Source organism: Rhizorhabdus sp. GW822-FHT03C02, assembly GCF_058801765.1.
The window spans coordinates 1-24,578 of record NZ_JBXANN010000018.1; the positions used below are offsets into that span (position 1 = coordinate 1).

The 24,578-nt window shown below is 64.6% G+C and carries 24 protein-coding genes; 13 read left to right on the top strand and 11 right to left on the bottom strand.

Translation table 11 applies throughout. The features are described from left to right. The first annotated feature begins 203 nt into the window (after positions 1-203). The gene (locus AC1RM6_RS27990) at positions 204-605 is read left to right on the top strand and encodes a DUF3775 domain-containing protein (protein WP_493107481.1); all 402 of its coding nucleotides are present in this window, start codon (positions 204-206) and stop codon (positions 603-605) included. A 47-nt stretch (positions 606-652) separates the two neighbouring features. Here AC1RM6_RS27990 and AC1RM6_RS27995 read toward each other — a convergent pair whose 3' ends face one another. Next, positions 653-1,801, bottom strand: coding sequence for a site-specific DNA-methyltransferase (locus AC1RM6_RS27995; protein WP_493107483.1), 1,149 nt, complete (start codon positions 1,799-1,801; stop codon positions 653-655). A gap of 281 nt (positions 1,802-2,082) precedes the next feature. Between AC1RM6_RS27995 and AC1RM6_RS28000 the strand changes: the two genes are divergently transcribed. Beyond that, entirely contained in the window at positions 2,083-2,442 is a 360-nt protein-coding gene (locus AC1RM6_RS28000) for a hypothetical protein (RefSeq protein ID WP_493107485.1), read from the top strand. A 6-nt stretch (positions 2,443-2,448) separates the two neighbouring features. Here the strand turns inward: AC1RM6_RS28000 and rnhB are convergent, their stop codons facing one another. Both rnhB and AC1RM6_RS28010 read right to left on the bottom strand, forming a co-directional pair. Next, positions 2,449-3,054: a ribonuclease HII gene (gene rnhB, locus AC1RM6_RS28005; RefSeq protein WP_493107487.1), complete on the bottom strand. Its 606-nt coding sequence runs from the start codon at positions 3,052-3,054 to the stop codon at positions 2,449-2,451. A gap of 85 nt (positions 3,055-3,139) precedes the next feature. Beyond that, positions 3,140-4,015: an ImmA/IrrE family metallo-endopeptidase gene (locus tag AC1RM6_RS28010; protein WP_493107489.1), complete on the bottom strand. Its 876-nt coding sequence runs from the start codon at positions 4,013-4,015 to the stop codon at positions 3,140-3,142. A 242-nt stretch (positions 4,016-4,257) separates the two neighbouring features. On the opposite strand from AC1RM6_RS28010, the gene AC1RM6_RS28015 reads away from it, so the two are divergent. Continuing rightward, positions 4,258-5,286, top strand: coding sequence for an alpha/beta hydrolase (locus AC1RM6_RS28015; protein WP_493107491.1), 1,029 nt, complete (start codon positions 4,258-4,260; stop codon positions 5,284-5,286). Positions 5,287-5,311: 25 nt separating this feature from the next. Here AC1RM6_RS28015 and AC1RM6_RS28020 read toward each other — a convergent pair whose 3' ends face one another. Both AC1RM6_RS28020 and AC1RM6_RS28025 read right to left on the bottom strand, forming a co-directional pair. Next, complete coding sequence (locus tag AC1RM6_RS28020; RefSeq protein WP_493107493.1) at positions 5,312-6,184, bottom strand: SDR family NAD(P)-dependent oxidoreductase; 873 nt, start codon at positions 6,182-6,184, stop codon at positions 5,312-5,314. 118 nt (positions 6,185-6,302) lie between these two features. Then, positions 6,303-7,136 (bottom strand): SDR family oxidoreductase, encoded by an 834-nt coding sequence (locus tag AC1RM6_RS28025; RefSeq protein WP_493107495.1) that lies wholly within the window; start codon positions 7,134-7,136, stop codon positions 6,303-6,305. A gap of 120 nt (positions 7,137-7,256) precedes the next feature. Here AC1RM6_RS28025 and AC1RM6_RS28030 point away from each other — a divergent pair, with 120 nt between their 5' ends. After that, positions 7,257-8,033 (top strand): SDR family NAD(P)-dependent oxidoreductase, encoded by a 777-nt coding sequence (locus AC1RM6_RS28030; protein ID WP_493107497.1) that lies wholly within the window; start codon positions 7,257-7,259, stop codon positions 8,031-8,033. A gap of 7 nt (positions 8,034-8,040) precedes the next feature. Here AC1RM6_RS28030 and AC1RM6_RS28035 read toward each other — a convergent pair whose 3' ends face one another. Further along, on the bottom strand, positions 8,041-8,919 hold the full coding sequence (locus AC1RM6_RS28035) for a LysR family transcriptional regulator (RefSeq protein ID WP_493107499.1): 879 nt from the start codon (positions 8,917-8,919) through the stop codon (positions 8,041-8,043). 211 nt (positions 8,920-9,130) lie between these two features. Here AC1RM6_RS28035 and AC1RM6_RS28040 point away from each other — a divergent pair, with 211 nt between their 5' ends. From AC1RM6_RS28040 to AC1RM6_RS28065, 6 genes are all read left to right on the top strand, one after another. After that, on the top strand, positions 9,131-10,300 hold the full coding sequence (locus AC1RM6_RS28040) for an FAS1-like dehydratase domain-containing protein (protein WP_493107501.1): 1,170 nt from the start codon (positions 9,131-9,133) through the stop codon (positions 10,298-10,300). 53 nt (positions 10,301-10,353) lie between these two features. Beyond that, entirely contained in the window at positions 10,354-10,794 is a 441-nt protein-coding gene (locus AC1RM6_RS28045) for an EthD domain-containing protein (protein WP_493107503.1), read from the top strand. After that, the gene (locus AC1RM6_RS28050; RefSeq protein WP_493107505.1) at positions 10,791-11,171 is read left to right on the top strand and encodes an EthD domain-containing protein; all 381 of its coding nucleotides are present in this window, start codon (positions 10,791-10,793) and stop codon (positions 11,169-11,171) included. Before AC1RM6_RS28045 ends, AC1RM6_RS28050 begins: the two co-directional genes overlap by 4 nt. 141 nt (positions 11,172-11,312) lie before the next feature. Then, positions 11,313-12,050, top strand: a complete 738-nt coding sequence (locus AC1RM6_RS28055) for a GntR family transcriptional regulator (RefSeq protein WP_493107507.1) — start codon at positions 11,313-11,315, stop codon at positions 12,048-12,050. Between the two features lie 190 nt (positions 12,051-12,240). Then, positions 12,241-13,044 (top strand): SDR family NAD(P)-dependent oxidoreductase, encoded by an 804-nt coding sequence (locus AC1RM6_RS28060; RefSeq protein WP_493107509.1) that lies wholly within the window; start codon positions 12,241-12,243, stop codon positions 13,042-13,044. Between the two features lie 28 nt (positions 13,045-13,072). Further along, positions 13,073-14,191 carry a CaiB/BaiF CoA transferase family protein gene (locus tag AC1RM6_RS28065; RefSeq protein ID WP_493107511.1) on the top strand — a complete coding sequence of 373 codons (1,119 nt, stop codon included), beginning with the start codon at positions 13,073-13,075 and terminating at the stop codon, positions 14,189-14,191. Positions 14,192-14,242: 51 nt separating this feature from the next. On the opposite strand, the gene AC1RM6_RS28070 is transcribed toward AC1RM6_RS28065, so the two are convergent. Together AC1RM6_RS28070 and AC1RM6_RS28075 are read right to left on the bottom strand one after the other, a co-directional pair. After that, positions 14,243-15,556, bottom strand: coding sequence for an amidohydrolase family protein (locus tag AC1RM6_RS28070; protein ID WP_493107513.1), 1,314 nt, complete (start codon positions 15,554-15,556; stop codon positions 14,243-14,245). A 196-nt stretch (positions 15,557-15,752) separates the two neighbouring features. Further along, the gene (locus tag AC1RM6_RS28075) at positions 15,753-16,406 is read right to left on the bottom strand and encodes a TetR/AcrR family transcriptional regulator (RefSeq protein ID WP_493107515.1); all 654 of its coding nucleotides are present in this window, start codon (positions 16,404-16,406) and stop codon (positions 15,753-15,755) included. A 194-nt stretch (positions 16,407-16,600) separates the two neighbouring features. Between AC1RM6_RS28075 and AC1RM6_RS28080 the strand changes: the two genes are divergently transcribed. After that, positions 16,601-17,077, top strand: a complete 477-nt coding sequence (locus tag AC1RM6_RS28080) for a MarR family winged helix-turn-helix transcriptional regulator (protein WP_493107517.1) — start codon at positions 16,601-16,603, stop codon at positions 17,075-17,077. 706 nt (positions 17,078-17,783) lie between these two features. Here AC1RM6_RS28080 and AC1RM6_RS28085 read toward each other — a convergent pair. From AC1RM6_RS28085 to AC1RM6_RS28095, 3 genes are all read right to left on the bottom strand, one after another. Beyond that, entirely contained in the window at positions 17,784-18,593 is an 810-nt protein-coding gene (locus AC1RM6_RS28085) for an FkbM family methyltransferase (RefSeq protein ID WP_493107519.1), read from the bottom strand. A 94-nt stretch (positions 18,594-18,687) separates the two neighbouring features. Continuing rightward, complete coding sequence (locus AC1RM6_RS28090) at positions 18,688-20,367, bottom strand: glycosyltransferase family 39 protein (RefSeq protein WP_493107521.1); 1,680 nt, start codon at positions 20,365-20,367, stop codon at positions 18,688-18,690. Next, on the bottom strand, positions 20,364-21,941 hold the full coding sequence (locus tag AC1RM6_RS28095) for a hypothetical protein (protein ID WP_493107523.1): 1,578 nt from the start codon (positions 21,939-21,941) through the stop codon (positions 20,364-20,366). The genes AC1RM6_RS28090 and AC1RM6_RS28095 overlap by 4 nt, the downstream gene beginning before the upstream one ends. Before the next feature lie 111 nt (positions 21,942-22,052). On the opposite strand from AC1RM6_RS28095, the gene AC1RM6_RS28100 reads away from it, so the two are divergent. Both AC1RM6_RS28100 and AC1RM6_RS28105 read left to right on the top strand, forming a co-directional pair. Next, positions 22,053-23,144, top strand: a complete 1,092-nt coding sequence (locus tag AC1RM6_RS28100) for an acyltransferase family protein (RefSeq protein WP_493107525.1) — start codon at positions 22,053-22,055, stop codon at positions 23,142-23,144. Between the two features lie 269 nt (positions 23,145-23,413). After that, the gene (locus tag AC1RM6_RS28105; RefSeq protein WP_493107527.1) at positions 23,414-24,487 is read left to right on the top strand and encodes a hypothetical protein; all 1,074 of its coding nucleotides are present in this window, start codon (positions 23,414-23,416) and stop codon (positions 24,485-24,487) included. Positions 24,488-24,578 lie beyond the last annotated feature (91 nt).

The following is a 24,578-nucleotide window of genomic DNA, read 5'->3' on the forward strand; positions in this document are numbered from 1 at the left end:
CCGACCTCCCACAGAATATCCTGAATGGGAGGTCGGGCGGGGGAGCGGGCTGGTGCCGCATGCGCCGAAGGCGCATTTCCAGACAAGACGGAACCCGAGCCCGCGCCGCAGGTTTGCGTCCCGAATCCGTAAGCGGGCCGGCCTAGGGCCGGTCCGCCGGATTGATGGGGAAGAGGCCGCTTTTGGGGAAGAGGATTGCCGCGATGGAACTGACGGTTTCGCTCGAAACGATTTGCCGGTTGATCATCCGGGCGCGCGAGATGGAGGCGCAGGTCCCCGCGATCGAGAATGACGACGAGGAGGATCCCACCGACTCGGACGACGAATATGCGGTGCTCGAGGACGAAGCCAATGAGGCGGTCGAGGCCGAGATCGAGGCGCTGCTCGAAGACCTTGCCGACGACGAGATCGCCGAGGTGCTGGCGCTGGCGATGGTCGGCCGCGGCACCTTCGATGCCAGCGAATGGGACGAGGCGCTCGAGGCCGCCAACGAGGTCAACGACCCGATGAGCGAGTTGCTCGAGATGCCGATGCTGGCCGGCTATCTCGACGCCGGTCTCACCGCCTTCGACCTGAGCTGCGAAGGATTGGGCCAGATCGACTGACCCGCAGCGGTCCTGCAATATTGATCAATATCGAAATAAGGGGCGCTTTACGCCCCGAGCCCCTCCAGATGCCGCTGCCGTATCGTGTCGATGGCGACGAGCCCGCCGGGCGTATCGAGATGCCAGAAGCTCCAGCCATTGCATGACGGCGCGCCTTGCATCAGCGCCCCCATGCCGTGGATCGATCCGGCCTTGCCGTCGATCGCGAGCAGGCCGTCGGCGCGAACCTCGGCGTGGAAGCGACGTTTGATGTCGGTCAGCAGCGTGCCGGGCGCGATCAATCCGGTCTCGACCAGCAGGCCGAAGGCGACCCGCGGGGTCGAGCGCTTCTCGGGGATCGACAGCATCGCGCTCTCGTCGAGCGGCAGCGTCGCGGCGATCCGCCGGGTGGCGACCTTGATATAATTCTCCTCGCGCTCGATCCCGATCCAGCGGCGGCGCAGGCGGCGTGCCACCGCACCGGTGGTGCCGGTGCCGAAGAAGGGATCGAGGACGAGATCGCCCGGCTCGGTGCAGGCGAGCATCACCCGGTAGAGCAAAGCCTCGGGCTTCTGGGTCGGATGCGCCTTGTGGCCATCGTCATCCTTGAGCCGCTCGCCACCCGAACAGATCGGCAGCGACCAGTCCGAGCGCATCTGGATATCGTCGTTGAGCGCCTTCATCGTGCGATAGTTGAAGGTGTATTTCGCCTTCTCGGCCTTCGAGCACCAGATCATCGTTTCATGCGCGTTGGTGAAGCGGGTGCCCTTGAAGTTGGGCATCGGGTTCGACTTGCGCCAGACGATGTCGTTGAGGATCCAGAAGCCCTGGTCCTGCAGCGCGGTGCCGACGCGGAAGATGTTGTGATAGCTGCCGATCACCCAGATCGTGCCGTCGTCCTTGAGGATGCGGTGCGCCTCCCTGAGCCAGGCGCGGGTGAAGCGGTCATAGGCGGCGAAAGTGTCGAACTTGTCCCAGTCGTCGTCGACCGCGTCGACCTGGCTGCCGTCGGGCCGGAACAGGTCGCCGCCGAGCTGCAGATTATAGGGCGGATCGGCGAAGATCATGTCGACGCACTTGTCGGGGAGCGCCGCCATGTGCGCGATGCAGTCGCCGCGCAATATTGCGTTGAGCGGCAGCGGCGCCTGATCGACGGCCTTTGCCTGGCGGGCGGCGCGGCGCGCGTTCGCCGTTCGAATCTTGCTCAGGACATCCATGCCTGTCCTCCCCTGCCTGTGGATAAGTTTCTTGAGTCCTCCCAAGTCCGCGGTCAACAACAATCACTTATCGCGAAAAGCACCGGCTTGGCGAACGGAGCGCCCGAAATGAGTCCGCCACGCCATATAGCGTTCTGACGCGCATGCCGGACTCCACCGCTTGTGGTCTGCCGACATCGCCCGAATTTTCGAAATGTTGCGATGGCGATTCGAGCGGAACGCGCAGTCGCGGTCCTCGTTCTGCACGCCGGGGGGGGGGTGGACGGAGACGGACGCCGCCGATGAACGAGATGCTGTTCCACCGCTATATCGCGCCCTTTCTATGGGCCGCCGGTTCGATCGGCGCGGGTTTCGCGCTCGGCACCAGCACGGTCCACGGGATGGAAACCGACCGCTACGGCTATCGCGCCACACAGACCTATTCGCGATCCCCCGATTCGGATGCGGGTCCGGGCCTCACCCTGGCCAGTGGAATGGCATTGCCCGCCCAGGACGCAGCGTGCGACGGCTGTTCGGAACGCGATCTCGGCTATCGCTGGGCCATGCTGCGCCGGATCGTCACGATCGGCGACTGCCCCAATGACAGCTGGGATTTCCGCCGCGGCTGCGCCGCCTATGCGCGCGACATGATGGGAAGCTGATCCGGATCAGGCCGGGAACAGCAACAACTGCGCGACCGGTGCGAAGCTGCGGCGATGAAGCGGCGATGGACCGAGCCGTTTCAACGCTTCCATATGCTGGGGCGTCCCATAGCCTTTGTTGGCGGACCAGCCATATCCCGGATGATGCGCGTCATAATCGGCCATCATCCGGTCGCGTTCTTCCTTGGCGATGATCGAGGCCGCCGCGATCGACAGGCACAAGGCGTCGCCGCTCACCACCGCCAGCGACCTATGATGCCATTTGGGACAGCGATTGCCATCGACCAGGATCATCTCCGGCACGATGCCCAGCGCCGCTACCGCGCGCTCCATCGCCAGCATCGACGCCCACAGGATGTTGATCTCCTCGATCTCCTCGACCGTCGCGATCCCGACCCCGACCTGCGCGCACGCCCGGATCTCGGCACAGATGCGTGCCCGCGCCTCGGTGCTCAATTTCTTCGAATCGTTGATCCCCGCCGGCACGCAATCGCGGTCGAGGATCACCGCCGCCGCGACGACCGGCCCGGCAAGCGGGCCGCGCCCCGCTTCGTCGACGCCGGCGAGCGGCATCGGGTGGATCAGTTCGAGGTCGAAGGACGGTCCGGGCATAGTCGCCCTCTATCCCGGACGGGATGCGGCTGACCAGATGGGCCGGAGTCGGTCCGCCGCAAATCGGCCAAATCCGGCGACGCCGTCACCGGCTTCGCGGGCGCCCGAATTTCGGACTTTCGGTCGCCATTTTTTCGGCTTCCTCGTCGGCACGCCGTTCGGCCGACGCGTTGATGGAGAGCATCACGAGCCGGAACCCGTTCTGCTTGCTCAAGATCTGCATCGTCAGTTTGGGCGGGCGGGCATCGCGCGGCAATGCCAGCCAGTCCCGAACCTCCGCCGGACTCCAGGCGATGCGATCCTCCGGCCCGGCCGAGAGCACCGCGGCCGGCGCCGGGCCGCCCGATCCGATCGCGATCGACGGAAAGGATCGCGATGGCCTCGTATAATGGACGATGCCGTCCTTGACGAAGACGAACGCGACCATGCCCTGCGCCAGATCGGCATAGCGGCTTGCCGCGGCTTCGAGGCTGACGTCATAGGTCGCGGCGATCGTCGGCAGATGCGCGACCGTCGGCTTGCCGAGTTGCTCGACCAGCGCGACGAACCAGGGTTTCGGCATCAGCAGGCCGGCTGCAAAGCGGTTCGCCTGCATCTCTTCCTTGCGATGGGGCGTGTCGGTCCGCTTCTCGCCCAGGGCCCGCGCCGTACAGCGCCGGTCGCCTTGATGGCCTTTCATCAGGAAATGCCCCAGCGCATGCGCCAGCGCAAAGCGCCGCCGCTGCGCGGACAGGCCTTTCGCGCATAGAAGGACAGGCTTTGCCTTGCCCGCCTCGGCCATCACCGCGCTGGTGAAGCCTTCCTCAACGAGATCGCGACATTCAACGATCCCCACGCTCTGCGCGACCTGTTCGACGTCTACCGGCGCGCGCAGGTCGGGATGATGTTTCAGTATCGCGGCGAGCAGCGTGTCCGGGGACCCGCATTCCGCCAGATCCTTCAATAGCGCCTTGTTCTGCATGAGCGGTCCGTAGCCCAAAGACAGGGTGGGTGCGATGATTTTGGAGGTGCAAGATATGGATAAATCCGCTGACGCTCTCGCATCAAAACAGATCCCTTTATCTATTTTGGACTCGCAAGATTTCCATTATGTAGACATTATAGTGCACAATAATGCGGTCCATCGATCGGTGAGACCCGGAAGCAGACCGTAAGAGAAGGGCACGACGGGAAATCTTCCGATCGCGCCGGAGGAGAGGGCGGATGGACGATATCACGCGGCGCACGCTGACGACGGGACTGGCCGCCTCGGCGATTACTACCCTCATTCCAGCCCAGGCGCACGCACAGGCCGATGCGGGCATGCATCGGGATGAGCTCTGGTATGTCCACCCCGATCTCAGGCCGGTGGCACGGCAGGTCCTCGACGGCCAGGCGATGGACGTCATCAAGAAGGCGATGAGCCACGCCCCGCGCAGTTCGCCGGCCATCGCGATGCAGACGGTGCCGGCCACCGACAATGGGCCGCCGGTCACCGTCTATGTGATCAACGCCCGCCCCGGCACGGCACGGCCCGCGATCCTGCACATGCATGGCGGCGGGTTCGTCGCCGGCAGCGCCAAACATTCGGCCATCCCGCTGCAGGATGTCGCCGCGAAGCTCGACTGCGTCGTCGTCTCGGTCGAATATCGGCTGGCGCCGACGACGACCTTCGCCGGCAGCATCGAGGACAATTATGCGGCGCTGCGCTGGCTTCATGGCCATGCCGCCGAATTGGGCGCCGATCCGAACCGCATCGCGGTGATGGGCGAGAGCGCCGGCGGCACCCATGCGACGCTGCTCGCCTTCACCGCCCGCGAACGCGGCGAGGTGCCGATCCTGTTCCAGGCGCTCAACTATGCCGCGCTCGACGACCGCACCGGCACCACCATCATCCCGCCCAAGCCGATCGGCGCGATCGCCATCGGCGGGGGCGGCAATGGCAGCCCGTGGCGCGCGTTCCTCGGCGAGGAGCCCGGCACCGACAAGGTGCCCGCCCGCGCGGTGCCGATGCGCCACAAAGATCTGAAGGAGCTGCCGCCGGCCTTCATCGGCGTCGGCTCGATCGACATGCTGGTCGGCGAGAATATCGACTATGCGCGCCGGCTGATCGACGCCGGGGTGCCGACCGAACTCATCGTCGTGCCCGGCGCCTTTCACGGGTTCGACGGGTTCGCCGCCGACACCCCGGTCGCGATATGGTACACCGCCGCCAAACTCGACGCGCTACGCCGGGCCTTCGCCAAAGGCTGACAGCCCAAGCGCGCCGAAGGCCGTATTATATCGACGCGGACGCCACCAGCTTTTCGCTCGCCTCCCAGAAGCCGTCGACGATCGCCGGATCCTCGGCGACCGGATTGGGCCGGCGGCGCTGGCGCTGGTACCAATAGCTGCCGCTGTGCCGGCCGCCTTCATCGTCGGTCGCCAGCCACAACAGCGTGTCGGCGCCCTCGGCATCGGTGAGCTTGGCGAGATCGCGGGTCCGTTCGCGGGTATCGGCCGGCGCATAGCTGTAGAAATTGGTGTCGACGGGGCCGGGATGGACTGCATGCGCGACGATGCCATCGCCCGCCAGCCGCTCCGCCAGCGCGCGGGCGAACAGGACATTCGCCAGCTTGCCGGTGCAATAGGCCATGCCCGGGCTGAACCGAGCGAGATTCTGCAGGTCGTCGAGGTCGATGCCGGGGATCATCTCGCTCGCATCGGACGAGGTGTTGAGGATCCGCACCGACGCGCCCGGCAAGGACGCCGTGGCCCGCAGCACCGGCAGAAGCGATCGGGTCAGTTCGAAGGCGCCGAGATGGTTGCCGGCGAAATTCGCCTCGAGCCCCTCGGGGGTCATGGTCAGCGCATCGGTCATCCCGCCGGCATTGTTGACGAGCAGGTCGATCCGGTCGGTCCGTGCGGCGATCTCGCCGGCCAGCCGGCGGGCGTCGGCGATCAGCGACAGATCGGCGTGGAGCATCTCGATGCTGCCCACCGATGTCAGACCGCCGATCTCGGCCTGCGCCGCGGCCATGCGGCCGGCGTCGCGCCCGGTGCCGATGACCCGCCAACCTTGTGCCACAAGGTCCCGGGCCAGCGCCTTGCCGATCCCCGAACTGGCCCCGGTGACCACCGCCACCCGCCGCCTATCCTGTTCCACGATCATCCTCCCTTACCGGGCTATGCGCCCAGAATGTGCCCTGATGAGATTGATCAGAACACACGCTAAATGGTCCTTGTTTGCCGTGATTTCCGAGCCGGCCGATAGTCTATCCGCCTCGAAATCACTGTCGTCCCACCGCGGCGATCAGCCCGCCGTCGACCAATATATCGGTGCCGGTGATATAGGACGCCTGATCCGATACGAGAAATGCCGCCACCCCGGCGATTTCGAGCATCGAGCATTCGCGTCCCATCGGTACCGCTTCGAAAAGCCTGACCTTGCCTGCCGAATGCTTGTAGGATTCGGCACCCTGCGGCGTCGCGATCAGCCCCGGCGACAGTGAGACGATCCGCAGGCCGCGCCGCCCCCAGCCGACCGCTTCACGCCGGCACATCCGGTTGAGGGCCGCCTTCGACAGCGCATAGGCCCGATTGGCATCGGCCCCCGCCCCCAGCACCGCCACGAGCCTGTCGATGAGATCGGCGCGCAGCGGATCGTCGAGCAGGGGCAGCAGCTCATCGGGCACCGCCTGCATATGCGCCGCCGAGGACGATATGAAGACCGCCGCGCCGCCGGGGGCGAGCACATCGACAAAGGCATCGGCGATGCCACTGGCGCCGACCAGATTGACCGCCATGATCGCGCGAAAATCCTGCGCGGCAGGCGACAGACCGGCGACGTTCGCCAGCGCCCTCACATCGCTGCGGACCGAAGCCTCGGCGGCCAGACGGGCGATGTCGTCGCGTCGCGTGACGTCGCAGGCGATCGCCTGCGCATCATAGCCATCGCCGCGCAGCCCCGCGCATTTTCGCTCGACATGATCGGCGTCGCGATCGGCCACAATCAGCCGGTGCGACAGCCCCAGGCGGCGCGCCACCGCCATGCCCAGTCCTCCCGCGCCGACGATCACCGCCGTCGGCCAGTCGGGCCGTTCGCTGCTGCCTATGCCGGTCATGCCGATCCCCTCGCTTATTAGATGCCTTAATTGCGATAAAATGGCACATAGACAACCATATAATCGCCAATCAATATATGCTTTCGAATATGCCCGGCGGACATCGGCAAGGAGACGTATATGGATTTTGCCGAACGATATGGCCCATGGGCGGTGGTGACGGGCGCATCCGAGGGCACCGGCGCCGCCTTCGCCCGGCAGATCGCCGCCCAAGGGGTGCCGCCGATCCTGATCGCGCGGCGGGCCGAACCGCTTGCCGCGCTCGCCGACTCCATCCGGGCCGAGACCGGCGTCGAATGCGTCGTCGCGACCGTCGACCTTGCCGCGGCCGATGCCGTCGAGCACGTGGTGGCCGCGGTCGGCGACCGCAAGGTCGGCCTGTTCGTCGGCAATGCCGGCGCCGATACGATCGGATCGCAATTCCTCAACCGAGGGGTCGAGGACTGGGTCAAGCTGGTCAACCTCAACGTCATGACGATGATGCGCTGCGTCCATCATTTCGCCGCGCCGATGCGCGAACGCGGCAAGGGCGGACTCCTCCTGGTCAATTCGGGCGCCTGCTATGGCGGGTTGCGCGGGATCGCCGCCTATACCGCGAGCAAGGCGTTCATGCTGTGCTTCGCCGAGGCGCTGTGGGGCGAGCTGCGGTCGCGCGACGTCGATGTGCTGACGCTGGTGCTCGGCCAGACCGACACCCCGGCCTATCGCGCGCGCCTCGCCGAAAAGGGCCTGCCGCTGCCCGAGCGCTGGGCCGCGCCCGAAGATGTCGCGAGGATCGGCCTGGAGCGCCTGCCCAATGGGCCGGTCCACAATTGGGCACAGGCCGACGACGAGGTCGGCTATGCGCCCAACTCGCCGGCGCAGCGCCGCAAACGCATCCTGAAGATCGGCGCCTGACGGGCGATCAAACGGTTCCAGCAAGATATCGGCGCATACGCTCCTGCGCCTGCGCGGCGAGCGGCGAACTGATCCGTCCGAGCAGCTTCACCCGGTAGATGATCGTCTCATCGAGCGCGAGGTCGCCGACCTGGATCTCGCACAGCGCGCCGCTCGCCAGTTCGCGCGCCACGAACTGCGCCGAACATATGCAGATGAGGTCGCACCGCAGCACGGTGTCGCGCAGGATATGATAATTGTCGCAGACGAAGCGTGCCTCACTGAGCAGTTCTTCGGGAATCGGCGGATCGATGCTGCTGGCCCAAGGGAAATCGGCGAGATCGCTGAGCGTCAGCCCATCGCACCCGGCCAGCGGATGGTTGTGGCGCACCACGCAGACCGGCCGGATCGTACCGACCGGCTCCAGATCGATATCGGGCATCGGCTGGATCTGCCCGTCGGGACAGAAGAACATCTCGATCGCACCGTTCTGCAGCTCATCGAGCAGCGCCGGGCCGGCGCGGACCATGGTCCGCAGCTGCGCGCGGGTGTCCGAGGCGAAGAATTCCTCGGCAAATCGCGATAGCAGCTCGCTGGCGAGCAACGGCGCGAAGCCGAGCGTCAATATCCCGGCCTTGGCCGCGCCGAACAGCTTGAGGTTGCTGTCGAGCACCTGCAGCCGCTGCAGCACCGGGATCGCCTGTTCGACCACCTGCGCACCGGCCAGCGTCAGTTCGACGCCGTGCCCCAGCCGGTTGAAGATCTGGAAGCCATAGCGTTGCTCGATCGTGGCGATGCTGCGGCTCAGCGCGGGCTGGCTGATGGCGAGTTCGATCGCGGCGCGCGAGAAGCTGCCGCAGCGCGCGACCAGGATGAGCTGGCGCAGTTTGGCGATCGACAGATCCATAACCAGTTTGCATAGCCTTCGCCAATTTCGACATTGGACAACATATCCGCCGATCGACACGCTGTCAGCAAGACGGGGGACGCTTCCCACGAGATGGAAGCCGCCGACGGACAGAGGATCGCCCTATGCCCATCTTCGCTCTTCACGGCCGGCAACCGCGCTTCCCCGGCGCTTGCGCGGCGACACACGTCACCATCCTTCAGGAGCTTCCATGACTGTCCGGATTCTCGACTGTTCCGATATCGACCAATATCTCGGCAAGCCGATCACCTCGTCGCGCCTGCGCGAGCCGATCGCGAACAACGATATCCGCCGCTGGGCGCATGCGATGCACTACCCCAATCTGGTCCATTACGACCCGACCTTCGCGGAGGAGAGCCGCTGGCGGAAGATCGTCGGACCGCAGAGCTTCGCCTGCGCGATGGACGACGGCATGGGCACCTCCCCGGCCTGCGTCGGCGGCATCCCCAATTCGCATCTGCTGTTCGGCGGCGAGGAATGGTGGTTCGAGGATCGCCGCATCGCCGCGGGCGACTGGGTCCATAACGAGCGCATTCCCTATGACTATGTCGTCAAGGAGACGAAGCTCGCCGGGCCGACCTGTTTCCAGCGCGGCGACAATTTCTACACCAACCAGCACGGCCAGCTGCTCGCCAAGCAGCGATCGACCGCCATCCGCTATGATGCCGCGGCCGGCGGCGCCAATGTCAACGCCGCCGAATTCGACGAACCCGAATGGAGCGACGACGAGATCGAGGCGCTCGAGGAGCGCAAGCTCGGCTGGATCCGGATGCTTCGCCAACTCGGCCACAAGGAACGCTGGTGGGACGATATCAACGTCGGCGACCAGCTGCCCGAGCGCGTGTTCGGGCCGCATTCGGTGGCGAGTTTCGCGACCGAATGGCGCGCCTGGATCATCAACACCTGGGGCGCGGTGCAGGTGCGCAAGATCGACATGATCGCGCTCGGCTTCACCCCCGAAATGGCCGGCTGCGAAAATGATCCCGACATGCTGCTGCTCAACCCGGAGATTACCGACGGCGCCTATTATGGCCCGTCGCGGGGGCATCTCTTCCCCAAATATGCCCGCAAGATCGGGATGCCGCGCGCTTATGGCTATGGCGGCGCGATGGGTGCCTGGGTGGTCGACTATCTGTCGGGATGGGCCGGCGAGCACGGCATGGTCGCCCATTCGGTCGCCAATTTCCGGGGTCCGGCACTGTCGGGCGACGTCACGATCCAGACCGCTGAGATCGTCGACAAGACGATCGACGCGGCAGGCCATCACCTCGTCCATGTCCGGCACCTGATGGCGAACCAGAAGGGCGTGACGATGGCGACCGGCACCGCCGAGCTCCGCTTGCCGAAGAAGCCCGACTGACCGGCGGCCGTGCTGTCGCGGGTCCGCAGCCTCTTCGAGGAAGGACGAGGGACATGTTCAAGCAGATCTGCTTCTTCCGGAAGAATCCGGCGCTGACCATGGACGAGTTCATGGACTATTATGAGAACCGCCACTCGCAGCTTTCCAGGCGGATGGGGCGATCGCCGTCGATCCCCCATGCGGTGCGCTATCTTCGTCGATATCTGACCCCGGAGAAGAACCCCGTCACCGGGCAGGTGATCGATCCGGGCTTCGATTGCATCATGGAGATCTGGTGGAACAGCCGCGCGGATTTCGAGAATTCGCAACGGCTCATCGGTGATCCCGATCGCCTGCCCGCGATCAGGGAGGACGAGCTCCGGCTGTTCGCATCGCACGACAATCCGGTCTGCTCGATGGTCGAACATGACTCGCCGATGGGTCCGAACGGCGAGGCGGTCGGCGTCGAGCTGCACTATGTCGTCGCGCCCGACAGTAGCGGGATAGCCCCATGATCAAGCAGGTCAGCATGATGAAGCGCCATCCGGATCTGACGATGGAGGCGTTCATCGATCGCTACGAGAACGGGCATGCGAAATTCGGCGCGATCCTGTTCGCCGATGCCGCCCGCTTCGTCCGGCGCTACGTCCGGCCCGAGCGCAATCCGCTGACGGGTGCGGTCGCCGAACCCGATTTCGACGTGATCATGGAGATCTGGTGGCACTCGCGCGCGGATTATGAGCGAGCGATGGCGGCCATTCCCGGCAGCGGGCTGGTCGACCAGATCCGCGCCAGCGGAGCGGCGCTCTTCGCATCGCACGACAATCCGGCGTTCACCGTCGAGGAATATGATAGCCGATTGCCGGCCCGATCGGACGCCGAGCCGCTATAGGGCCGCGTGATCAAGCTCGGGGTGAGCAAGAAAGTCTGACGCCGGTTGCGGGCGGGGCAGTCCCTCCACACCGCCTCGCCCCGCTTCAGAGTGCACTTTTACCGGTAGACGCCGAATATCGGGCTGTGCTTCATGCCCGCCATGGCCAAACCCCCAAGCACCCGTCCGCTCGACGCCGCAGCCGCCCAGCTCCGCACGATCGTGATGGAAGCCGAGGAAGGCGCGCTGATCGGCAGCGAGGACTCGCTGCTCGCCAAGCTCAACGTCTCGCGCAGCACGGTCCGGCAGGTTGCCCGCCTGCTCGAGCGCGAGGGGCTGCTGATGGTCCGGCGCGGCATCAACGGCGGATATTTCGGGACCCGGCCCAATGCCCGGACGATCGAGAACACCGTCAGCGCCTATCTGGAGACGCTGAACCTCGATGGCGAGGACGTCACCCTGGTGGCGTCGGCGCTGTGGATCGAGGTGCTGCGCAAGGCGGCGGCGGTGCGCACCGCGGAAGCGCGCGAGATGGCCGACGCCTTTCGCAAGCGCGTCAGGGCGATCAAGCCGCACGCCACCTTCGAAGATGTCCGCGCCTGCGAGGTAGAAAGCCGGGTCGCGATATTCCGCATCGCCAATTGCGGCTATATCGAGCTGATCTTCAACATCAACACGGCCTATTCGATCCGCGGCTTCCCGCCGCGGCCGAACACCAACGACACCCCCGAACATTTCGAGTTCGTGCGCGCCTGGCGCGACGCCAAGCTGATGGAACTGAGCGCGATCTACGAGGGCGATGTCGAACTCGGCGCGATGGCCGCGCGCCATATCCGCGACATCTGGCACAAGCGCGTCTGGCGGCATGATCTCGGCAAGGCCGCCGCCAACACCGAATAGACGCGCCGACACTACTGTGCGATCAGAGATCGCCCGGGCGGATGCGAAAGCGCCATTGCGCCCTCCCCACCTGTTGCAAAGCAGGTCGATCGATTTATAAATAGCGTTCACTATTTAAACGATCTGCGAGCCAGTCAGACCGGAACGCCCGGCGCCGGCCCGCCGACAGCATCGACCGAGGGAGAGGCGCATGACCGCAGGAAATTTGCTCGATCTGGATGGGCAATATGCCTTCGTCACCGGCGCCGGCCAGGGGGCGGGGCGCGCGATCGCGCTGATGCTGGCCCGGCACAATGCCGGCGGGGTCGCGGTCAACGATTTCGTCCTTTCGCGTGCGGAGGCGGTCGCGGCCGAGATTGAGGCGCTGGGGGTGCGCGCGGTTCCGGTCCAGGCCGATGTCGGCGATCATGGATCAGTCGCGACGGCGTTCGCCACCGCGCGGGCCGCGCTCGGACCGATTACGATCCTGGTCAACAACGCCGGCAATGCCGGACCCGATGCGACGATGGGCTTATCACCGCTGTTCTGGGAAACCGCGCCGTCGGAATGGGACCGCTATTTCCGGACCAACCTGCAGGGCGTGATGAACTGCTGCCATGCCGCGCTGCCCGAAATGGCCGGGCTGAAGCGCGGCCGGATCGTCACGATCGTCTCGGATTCGGGCCGCGTCGGCGAGGCCCGCATGGCCGCCTATGCCGCCGCCAAGGCCGGCGCCGCGGGCTTCGTGCGATCGATCGCCAAGGAGGCCGGGCGCTTCGGGATCACCTGCAACGCGGTGTCGCTGTCGACACTCGAACCGCCGATGAACAGCGAGGATGCCGCGCGTTTCCTCGCCAGCGACCAGTCCAAGGCGCAACTCGCGCGCTACACGATCCGCCGTTACGGCCGTCCCGACGACGTCGCGGCGATGGTCGCCTTCCTGTGCTCCGAGGCAACGAGCTGGATCACCGGCCAGACCTACCCGGTCAACGGCGGCTACAGCTTCGCGGTCTGACCGCGGATCATCGAAAGGACCTGCTTCCATGTCGCTGAAGCCGCTCGCCGGGCTCCGGGTGCTCGATTTCACCGCCTTTCCGCCAGGCGGCGCGTGCACCGTCATGCTCGCCGATCTGGGGGCCGACGTCGTCCGCGTCGACAGCCCGTCACAAAAGGGCAAGCCCAGCCTGGTGATCGGTCAGGTCGCGCTCAGCCGCGGCAAGCGATCGATCAGCCTCGACCAGCGCAATCCCGCATCGAACGCGATATTGCAGCGGCTCGCGACGACCATCGACATCGTCGTCGAGAATGCCAAGCCGGGGGCGATGGAAGCGCGCGGCTTCGGCTATGCGCAGGCCCGCGCCGCCAACCCGGGGATCATCTGGTGCGCGATCACCGGCTTCGGCCAGACCGGTCCCTATGCCGAGCATGCCGGCCACGACCTGTCCTATGTCGCGCATTCGGGTCTGCTGGGAGCGCTGTCGGCCGAGCAGCCCTGGCAGCCGGGGCTTCCGCTCGCGCTCCAGGCCGGGGCGCTGTCGGCGGTGATCGCGATCCAAGCCGCGCTGATCGCCCGGCAGGCCTCGGGCGAAGGCGCCTTCATCGACATCAGCCTGTCCGAATCCGCAGGCTGGCTGCTGACCTGCGGCTATAATCCGCTGTCGGACAATCCGCTGATCCTGCCCGCGACCCCCGATCGTCGCCTCTATGCCTGCGCCGACGGCAGGTTCGTCGCGGTCGCCTGCGCCGAGCCGCGGACCTGGACGGCATTGTGCGATGGCCTCGACCTTCCCGAACTCAAGCCCAATCTTCACCAGCCCGACGTCGCCGCGGCGACCGCCGGCGCGCTCGAAGCGCAATTCCGGACCCGCCCGGCGGCGGAATGGGTCGCCCAACTCGCCCCGGCCGGCGCTGCGGTGACGATCGCCAACCATGCGACCCAGTTGCTCGACGATCCGCATGTCGTCGCACGCGGTTCGGTGGTGGAATCGGCCGGCATCCCGGTGCCGGCCACCCCGATCCGGCTGACCGCGCCCGATGGCAGCCAAACTGCGACCACGACCGCTGCACCGCACAAGGTCGGCGAGGACAATGACGCGGTGCTGGGCGCCGCGGGTTTTTCGGCCGAGGAACTGGCGGCACTGACCGCCGGCGGCCTGATCTGACATCAGCCTAGCAACACCAGGGACGCAGCCCGAAGGCTGCGCCCGATGACGTCAGGCGAGTTCCTCGGCCTGGCGCTGAAACATCGTCATGACATCGCCCGAGGTGACCGGGCGGACGGCGGTTTCGTCGTGCGGCCGGGCGCCGTCCGACGAGCGCGGGCTGGTGTCGATCCCGCGCGCCTTCGCCTTGGCGCGCAGCGCGGCCACCGTCAGATCCTGCTTCGCATGGTGCGCGAATGGATCGAAGCGGAAGAAGCGCATCCCGTTGAGATGGGTCACCTTGTCGATCTGCAGATCGGTCAGATGCTTGACCGACTGCCAGAGATATTCGGGCACCTCGGGCCACAGCGTGTCCGAATGCGGATAATCGCATTCATAGGCGACATTGTCCTCGCCGATATCGTCGAGATTCTTCAGCCCGAAGCGATCGTCGATGAAGCAGTTGAGGAAATGGCGCTTGAAGATCTCGCTCGGCTTGGTGTCCTGGAAGATCGAATGGGTCCACGCCTTGTGGCGCCAGTTCGAGAAATCGGCGCGCTCGAGGAAATAGGGGACCCAGCCGATGCTCCCCTCCGACAGCGCGATCCGCATCGCGGGATAGTCGTGCAGTGCCTTGAGCTGCAGCCAGTCGGCTGCCCCTTGCGCGATCGACAGCGGCATCGTCGAGATCCACGCCTCGATCGGGGTCTCGAGCGAGGCATGGGGTGCCGGATTGCCGCTGCCGATATGCAGGCAGATCGTCATGTCGGTGTCGGCGATCGCCTTCCAGAACGGCGTCCAATAATCATTGTGGATGCTGGGCAGCCCCTGGACGGTCGGGTTCTCGTTGATCGACACCGCGGTGCAGCCCTTGGCGGCGATCCGCTTGAGCTCCGCGACCGTCGCCTGCATGTCCCAGGTCGGCAGGATGCAGCAGGGGATGAAGCGCCCCGGATAGGCTGCGCACCATTCGTCGATCTGCCAGTCGTTGAAGCCGGCGATATGCGCGACCGCGAGCCGCTTGTCGGGCGCCTTGTGGAAGGTCTGGCCGTCGAAGCAGATCGAGTTGCCGAAATTGAGCGAGGCGGCGATGCCGTTGACGTCCATGTCGTCGATCCGCGCATGGACGTCGTAGCAGCCGGGGCGCAGCTGATCGATCGAGGTCGGCTCCATGCCATATTCCTCGAACGGCCGGCCGACGACGGCGTTGAGCCCGACCGAGGGCTTCTTGGCGCCCTGATATTCCCAATAGTTGCGGCCGCGATCGTCGGTCCGGAACTTGGGCGCGGTGGCGAGCGCCTCGCCTGACAGATGATTGTCGAACAAGGTCGGCGGTTCGCAGATATGATCATCGACGCTGATGATCACCATGTCGTCCATTTTCATCGCATCACTCCCTGAACATTATGTCTTGGCGCCGGACATATATCCTGCGTCGTCGCATGGGCGCCTGGATGCCGGCGATGTGCGTAGCATCCTCGGCCATGCCGAAGCGGCCGGCTCCTTATAAATAGTGTTCACTATTTTACAGGGATTCGCAACCGCTCCCGGCCGCTCGCATCATCCGGCGAAAGCGCCGTTCTCAGGCCTTGTTGGCGTTGAGACCATCGATCACGAAATCGATCAGCGCCGAATAGACCGCATCCTTGTCCGCGGTGCCTTGCGGGAAGATCCACTCGCGGAAGATGACGCACGAAAAGATCGCGGCGAAGGATATCCCGGACAGGAGCCTTGGATCGACCTTCGGGGTGCCGCTGGCGCTCCGCATCTCGAGCGAGGATGCCGCCTTCAGATAATCCTGGATGCCGGCGATATCGTCGAGCCGGTTGCCGGCATCGCCATAGGTCTGGGCAAAGAACAGCGACACGAACTTCCGCGAATGCCGTTCGATGAAATCGCGAAGCTCCTCGATATAGACGCGGCGCATCCTGTACCGGAAATCGGGGGAATCCTTCGCGCTCTCATGATAGCGCTCGAAAAAGTCGATCAGATGCTCGTTCAGCGGGGTGAAGATCGACGCGTGGAACAGCTTCGATTTCGACCCGAAGTTGGTGAAGATCAGCGGTTCGGCCACCCCGGCCTTGCGGGCGATCGACGCGGTGGTGGCGCCGGCATAGCCGCTGGCCTCGAACTCCTCGGTCGCCGCCGCGATGATGCGGCCGACGATCTCCTCGGTGCTCCGCCGCGGCCGCCGTGCCTTCTTCCCGTCGCTTGCAATCGGACCACCGTCGGTCACGCCGCTCCCCTTGTCGCAAATGGCGGTCTCAATTTCTGCCGGGCTCGGCAAGGCGGGCACGGCATATATGATCCCTGAACGGCACGCACCTGCGATGCTGCAATTTTATGGTCGAGCTGGTTCGAAAATTGAACTAGCAGGGAAGTTGGACCAAATATGCGTTCATCGGCCACCCCAATCGAGTTGACCAAGCGATGCCCCGCGACGATGCTGCAACGGATACGCCGATCGAACGGATATCGGCAGGTCGCTACACGCCCGACGAGATCGGCCTGTTCTTCTCGGCGCTCGTCGCAGCGCGCGATCAGCTCGGCGGGGTGACCAAGGGCATCGCCCGCGACTTCGCGCTTGGCGTCCGCGGCGCGTGGATCGTCGGCATGATCGGCCGTACGCCGATGTCGCCCAACGAGATCGCGAAATTCCTGCGGATCGGCCGGCCGCTGGTTACCTCGGAACTCAACGCGCTCCACCGTGCCGGCCTGATCGAAAGCCAGTCCCGCGAAGGGGACCGGCGCAGTGTCGTGCTGACATTGACGGCCCTGGGCGAAAGCGTTCAGGCCCGCCTCGCCGACGCGCTCGGCGCGTTGCTCGAAGCGCGGCTTCCCAACTGCACGAAAGCCCAGGTGATGGAATGCGCGCGAATCCTGCAGGAGTTCGGCAACCCCGCCTGATGATCGGCAGCCCGTCCTCGACCAGGCTTGGGACGTCCTGGCAGGGAAAGCTGGTGGGCCCGGCAGCAACCGAAAACACGGACTAAACTACTGTAAAATCTTGACTTTTACTCAGGTTGAAATCACCATACCCCCATCGATACCCCCAGCAAATAAAATTATAAAATGCAATAATTTCAGTTACTTGCTGGCACCAGCTAGGTTGCGCGACCGATCGCTCTGCCGACTGGCGACGCGCACCAAAAAAATCACGCCTTTATATATATTTAACAGAAATTCCGCACCACAATTCAAGCCTTGCCCGCACGAGCACCGCTACCGAAACGCAAGCGGATTTCCGATCTGCCGTGCGGTGCCCGCCTGGTCAGACGGGTCCGGTCCCCAAAATCAACGCCGGGAATGAAGGGCTTGTTCAGTGCGTTCCCAGCGTGAAATCGAGCTAGCCTTTACACTGGCTAAGGCCACCAACAGCTTCGTTCCCTGCGCTAGGCGTTTAACGATGCCTTCCCCTTGGAAACCGCTCGTGCAAATCGAATCATAGAGGCGAAGGGCTTCCTGAGCGATGCCGTTCCCTTCACACGCGCCCAAGGGACGCTTGTGGTCGAGCGTTGCCGCTAGAGACGCGAAGCACGGAGGCTGGGCTGTACGACGACGGACTTGTGGCAACGCACCAGGGTGGAACGATCCCATAGGGAGAGAGTCCGGCTTAGCTAAGTCCAAGCACGACACGCACACGGTCGCGAATCTCTACCGCTCTCTCTCGGGGTAAAGCGAAATAATTTGTAGTTCGGCACGGATAGGCGTGTGCCTCCAGAAAGCCCTCCAAGCCCAGCCCATCATCGAAATGCGCAAGGCGGTTCGGGACAAGGATCTTGTATCCGCGCTCATCGAACCACCCCCACAACCCCTCTCGGATTAAGTCGGCCATCTCGATCGCCCCACTCTCGAACATGATCAGCGGTCGATGCGACGCGATGATCGCCTCGGCGCCACGCAACGCCGCCAGTTCGGCGCCTTCGACATCAACCTTGATCAGGTCCACCGGCACGCCCGGGTCGAGCAGTCCGTCGAGGCGACGGATCGGCACACTGATCTGCTGCACGGCCGCGCCATTCCGAGCGGCGCATGAATCCAATGACGACAAGCCCGAGGCATGGAGGTTTACGAAAAACACAGCCTCCCCGTCCCTGTCGCCGGCGGCACAATGATGAACCTCGACCTCGGGGAAACGCCGGCGCAAATGATCCGCCTTATCGGGCACTGCTTCAATAGCGATGATTCTGGTGGGCAAACTGAGGCGCCGCACGCCGTTGATCACCGATCCGATATGCGCGCCGACATCTATCATGGCTCCGCGACCCGAGCAGAAACGAATCAGCACGAACCTTGCCAGTGCGTCGTTGGCCATGTTGCCGAGCGATTCCAGCGAAGAACCTACGCCCCGATGCAACACGAGTCTGTCCCGCAAGCCGTGCAGCATATTACCGAGCTGACTATTCACCAGCAATCGCTTCACGGCGTCTCCCAAGTTCAGCGCACGCACGATGGCGTGATTAGCAGCGCGACGCCATCGCCAATCAACACCAATTCCAAATATCAGGAACTTGGCGTCATCTTTGAGGCAGACTGCCGCAACGACCTACGATAAACGGCGCGCCGAGCGGAAGCCAACTATCGATTCGAACACTCACGCTATTGTCCGGATTGGCGGCGTTGGCCTCCCGCAACTGGCAAGGAGCATCCGCACGCCGCCAGCGTCTCGGTTCGGTCGGCATCGGATCGACCGGCACCGTCGCATGACGGGCCAGCGCGTCATATTCGAAGCCTGCTTCGATAAGGGACGGTGCTGCACCGAGTTGTGCGGCACCCGACCAGCGCGCGCGCTGCCAGGCGAAATAATCATGGAGCAGCGATGTGCCCGCCAGCATGACAATGCCCACCAGCAGCGGAAAGATCCGGGGGATGGGCGGCACTGGCCGCGGCAAGGCTGACGAGAGCAGCGCCGCAATGAGAAACGATCCTGGCACGAGGACATGGCGATCGAGCCACGGACCATAGATAATGATCAGCGGCGCATAGCTGATCCCTGCAACCATCAGCAGCCCTGCCTCACGCCAACGCAAGCGCGCGCGCGACCGCAGCGTAACTCCCTCAAACCGCAGAAATTCGACAGCGGCCCGAGCAATCACCGCCGACGAGACGCAGGAAAGGAAAGTCACGATCCACCAACCCGCCCCGTCCGGCCATCGAAGCGCGAAGGCGGCAGGTCCCGTGCCGATCAGCGTGCGCGGGCCTATGCCCCACGGCTCGATGATGTTGCCAGCTGACGCGATCGGGGTACCGGCAAGAACCGCGATTCCGAACAACAAAGCGGCCACGAGTCCCACGCCCATCCACCATGTGGGCCGCGTCGCGAGAAGCCCCAGGCTGATCGGAATCGCGAAGAAGCCGAGATATAGTCCGCCCATCCCGAGGCCGCGGACGATCGGCCGCAGCGCGCCCAGGTGAAAATGGGCGAGATCGAGGAACACCGCTTTCAACTGATCCGTGGGCTCGCGGTACATTATCGGCAGGCCGATATGATCAGCAACGAGATGCTGATACCCGCCCAGGATCGCGGCCATCGCCGCGAGCGGGATGAGGCCACGTGCGACGATCCGCCCACTCACACCGTTCCGGGCGCAGTCGGCGATCAGGAATCCGAAGGGAATCGCGATCGCGGTCTGGCGAACGAGCAGCGCACATACCGCCAGCGTCCAGCCGATAGCGAACATCCACCGGCGACCACTCTCGAGCCCCTGCAGCAGCGCCAGCAGCGAACCCGCCATCAACGACCAGCACCAGATGTCGGTCATGAAAGATGTTAGATTCGGCAGGAACAGCGGACTGAACGCCAGCGCCAAGGCTGTCAGCGCCGCCCAGCCGGCGTGTCCCAAAAGCGCGCACAGGATCCGGAAATAAGCCATCAGACCGCAATAACCGACCAGGACGGTCAGCCATCTCAGCGACGTGAAGGAGGAACCGAAGATCGATGCCCATGCCGCGCCGGCGACAGTTTGCCCAACGAGGGTCATATATTGCCAGTTGGTGAAACGCAGCACGCCATCATGCGCCAACCAGCGCACAGGCAGCACATAGGCCCAATCGTCGTTGATCGGGAACTCACCGCCGATGTTGGCGGCGAACAGACCTATCCCGAGAGCGAGAGCGGCGACGATTCCGAAGGACAGCGTCGCAAAGCGATTTCCGGCGATCGGACGTGCCAGATCAGACGACGCCTCGTTCGTCATTTCCCTCCCGGCGGATGCGCTGCGATGAAGTCCATCACCGCACGCTTCTTGGGCGCTTCCGCGAGCGGTTGCCCGTCATAGTCATCAAGGCCGAAGCCGCCGCCGGTCTGGTTGAACAGGACGATAACGTCGCCGGTCTCACGAGCCCAGCCGTTCAGATACTTCGTATAGGCTTCGCCCATTCTGCGATCGTGGTTCAGCTGGAGCGTCAGCGGAAAATCCCAGGTGATGACGACGTGCTGACCGGCCTCGTAGGAGATGAGGCGCTTGCCATATTTGTTGGCAACGTCCTTTTGCTTGCGAGCGAAACCGAGAACCCAGTCGATCGTCTGGTCGATCTTGGCGAAGGCCTCATCGGCATCAGCGGGCTTCGGATCGTCGCGGTTGGCCGGATACACACGCGCGCCAAAATAGGGTGCTATCGCCAACGCATCGACCGAGGAAGCCAGCCCGCGATAACCAAGGATGCGGTCGCTGACCCAAGGGTCGATCGAGTTGCTCGAGACCACCCGCACGAGCGCCTTTGGCCGGTCGGCGAAGACGCTGGTCCAGATATCGAGCATATTCTTCGAACGGACCGCATATTGGAGGAACAGCGCCTCCCAGGGCTGCTTGGTCAGCCCCGCCGCCAGTCCCTCTGCCTGCGCCTGACGACCGGCGAACGCGCCCGGGTGCCAGGCCTCGTTGCCCAGTTCGACATAGACCGTCCGCCCGGCCGGCAGGCGATCATGAACCATCTGCGCATAGCGGCGGATGAAGTCGTCGCTCGCGTCATAGGGCATGGCGAACCAGGGATCGATCCGCGTCTGCTGGACCAAGAGCATCATGCTCGCAAGCGGGGTCAGATTATAAGGCGCGCGTGGCCGCTGGGGCATGGTCTCGTGCGAGAAATCCTGGATCACCTTGTTGTTCGCGTTCATCCAATCCATGAACCGGACGACGCGATAGGGCGCCAGCGACTTGACGAATGCCGGATCGAAGACCTGGTCACGAGGCCGCGCTTGTTCCCGGCAATCGACGTCGCTCATCGGATTGTCGGGGCGAATATCCCACATCGCGATGCCGATCATCGCCGGCTTCTGCCCCGGAGGGGCCGCCATGCGTCCCGGAAAGGTCAAAGTGAAATCGACCTGATTCGGCAGTGCGGCGGTAATCTTGACCGCACCTTCGGGCTGGAGTTGCCCTCCCCCCTTCCAGGTGCAGCGGAATAGCGAGCCGACCCGGGCATCCGCAGGGGTGAGCATCACCATGTGAGAACGCTCTTCGCCCTGTATCCGGTTCGGCCAACCGCTGGGTCCGATGCGATCGACCGGAATGGGACCGCCCTGCGCCTTGCCGACCTGCATCGTCAGCACGCCGTAGACGGCTAGATTGGTGAAGCTGCGATTCTCGAGATAATAGGCTGGGGACGTCAAGTTCATGCCGACATAGGTCGGCGGCACGCCAGAAGCCTGCGCCTGACCGCCCGTGATCAGCAACGCGAGCGCGAACGCTCCCCCGAGCCCGACCATGGCGGCAAGGCCCGTCAGCACGAGGCCTCGTCCCGCCGTCCAGTCACTCATCGGCTGTTCCATGCACCATCCAAAAAATCCGGCTCATCCCTGCCCCCGGCAGACGGCGGCACGGGGCGGCAACCACCACCCGCAATATTGTATTACCATCCAGCCTTAGGCACTGAAGAGCCGATGCGCGAAATCCAATCTCATACCGGCCTGCGCGGCATCGCCGCTCTGCTGGTGGTGATCTTTCATTTCCATCACTTTGCAGGTGCGCTGGCCAGCCCGGTTGAACAGCCTTTCCTACGGCGCTGCTATCTGATGGTCGATCTCTTTTTCATTCTGAGCGGCTTCATCATCTCCTACGTCAACCGCGCCGATAGCGCGCGCAGGTTCGACGGTCGGGCCGTGCGCATCTTTCTGCTACGACGGCTCATCCGGCTGTATCCGCTGCACCTCGTCATGCTCGCCGCGCTGGTCGGCTTTTCCGCGTTGCGCGCTGCTTTGGGGCACCCGAGCGATCTGGTCGCGGAGGCCATGCCGATGCTCGCCGTCCAGACGCTGCTATTGAACGCCTGGATCGTCGTTCCCGACGCCTGGAACCTGCCGACATGGTCGATCAGCGCGGAGCTGGCTGCCTATCTGATCTTTCCGCTGACGACCGGTGCCAAAGGGCGCGCCGCCTGCCTGGCAATGCTCGCCATCGTCCTCGCCTATTATGGCGTTATCGCCACGACGACCGGCTCGCTGGACATCTTCATGACGGGATCGCCGCTGCGCGCCGTCGCCGGTTTTCTGACCGGCTGCCTGCTGTTTCGCTGGCGCGCCGCAGTCGATGCCATTCCCGACAGGACCCTGACGGTCATGCAGATAATGCTGCTGCTTGGCGCGATCGTGACGATGTGCGCCCCCACCAACGATGTGCTGGTCATTCCCTTGCTGGCGGGTCTGGTCCTCACCACCTGCGACGACCGCGGACTGATCGGTCGCCTTCTGTCGGCGCGGCCGATCGTCTGGCTCGGCGAGCGGTCTTATTCGCTCTATCTCGACCATGTCCTCATCATCGGCATTTCGACCTTCGTCTGCTACGGGATGGCTGCCAGAGCCGGTTTCGATCTCGTCGCGCATCCACTGCCATGGATCATCGGCACGGTGGTCGTGGTGATAGGCTTTGCGCATCTCACCTATGAGACGATCGAGCGGCCCGCACGGACTTATCTGACCGCAAAAATCCTCGGCGGGAAGCCGGCGCCGATCGAACAATCGCCCCTTGCGCCTTGAACTTCAGACACTGCTCCCTCCAACGCCTCAACAGGCCCGGCCGCGCTCGGTAAAGCGACGCTCTCCCAGGCCGCGTGAGTCGCGGATGCCCTCCGCGAGCGACGCTCCTTTCGAGGCCCGTTCCAGCCCGATGCCTCCCACCAATGGACGAACGCCGCCGCTGCCGTCTACACAGCGAGCTGACGCCTTCGGGGCGGAGATCGATCGGGGAAAGGCGTAGCATGGCACGGGCCGGATCGCGGGGACGCGTCGCTTTAGGCGACCGCGTCATGGGACTGTGCCTGCTGATCGTCGCCTATGCGCTGGCCGCCGCCGCCGCCTATGGCGGCTTTTACGAGAAATGGCAGCTGCGCGAGAGCTATCCGCGCTTCGACGCACGGACGATGCTCGACGGCACCGCCGCCCGTCCGTTCGTCTATCGCCAGCTGATCCCGACCTTCGCCAACGAGACCGCGCGCGCGATGCCGCCGGCGCTGCGCGCACGGGTCACCGCAGTGCTGGTGCAGCCGCGCGCCGATGCGCCGGGCCAGACGAAGATGCATATGCGCGACGGCACCGCCAGCGATCCCGCCTACGCGCTGCGTTATTATCTGATGTTCCTCGCCGGCTATGCCGCCCTGTTCGCGGCGCTGTTCGCGATGCGCGGGCTGTGTCGGCAGGCCGGGCTGTCGGCGGCGGGCGCGACGGTCGCGCCGATCCTGTTCGCGCTGGCGCTGCCGGTGCTGATGACCAAGGGCGGCTATCTCTACGACTTTCCCGAGATCCTGTTCTGCTTCGCCTTCCTGGTCGCGGCGCTCGCCGGGCCGCGGTGGCGCTGGGCCTGCCTGCCGATCGCGCTGCTCGGCGCGTTCAACAAGGAATCCTTCCTGTTCTTCATCCTGGCGACCGCGCCGCTGGTGATCCGCCACCGCCGCGACCTGGCCGGACTGATCGTCTGGCTGCTGGCGCTGGCGGGCAGCGGCGGGGTCTATCTGGCGATCAAGGCTCGCTATGCCGCCAATGCCGGGGGCAGCGTCGAAAACCACCTCGCCGACAATCTCGCCTTCTACGCCAATCCGCTGCGGCTGCTCGAGCTCGAGGTGAGCTATACGGTGCCGCTGTTCGCCGGCTACAGCATCGTCAGCGCCGGCGCGGTGGCGATGATCGCCTGGCTGGCGCGCGGGCGGATCGCGCGGCCGTTGCTGCTCCACATCCTGCTGGCCGCGCTGATCAACGTGCCGCTGCTGCTGCTGTTCGCCTTTCCGGGCGAGATGCGCAATCTCAGCCTGCTCTACCCGGCGCTGGTGCTGGCGATCGCGGCCGCGTTCGACCGGCTGACCGGGGCGCCCGTCCGTAGGGGCTAGGACAACGGCCGGTCGCACGACGTCGAGGTCATGATTTACCGCGCATAACCCAGATCAATGGCGGGTATCCCAACGAGGCCTGAAGACAGAT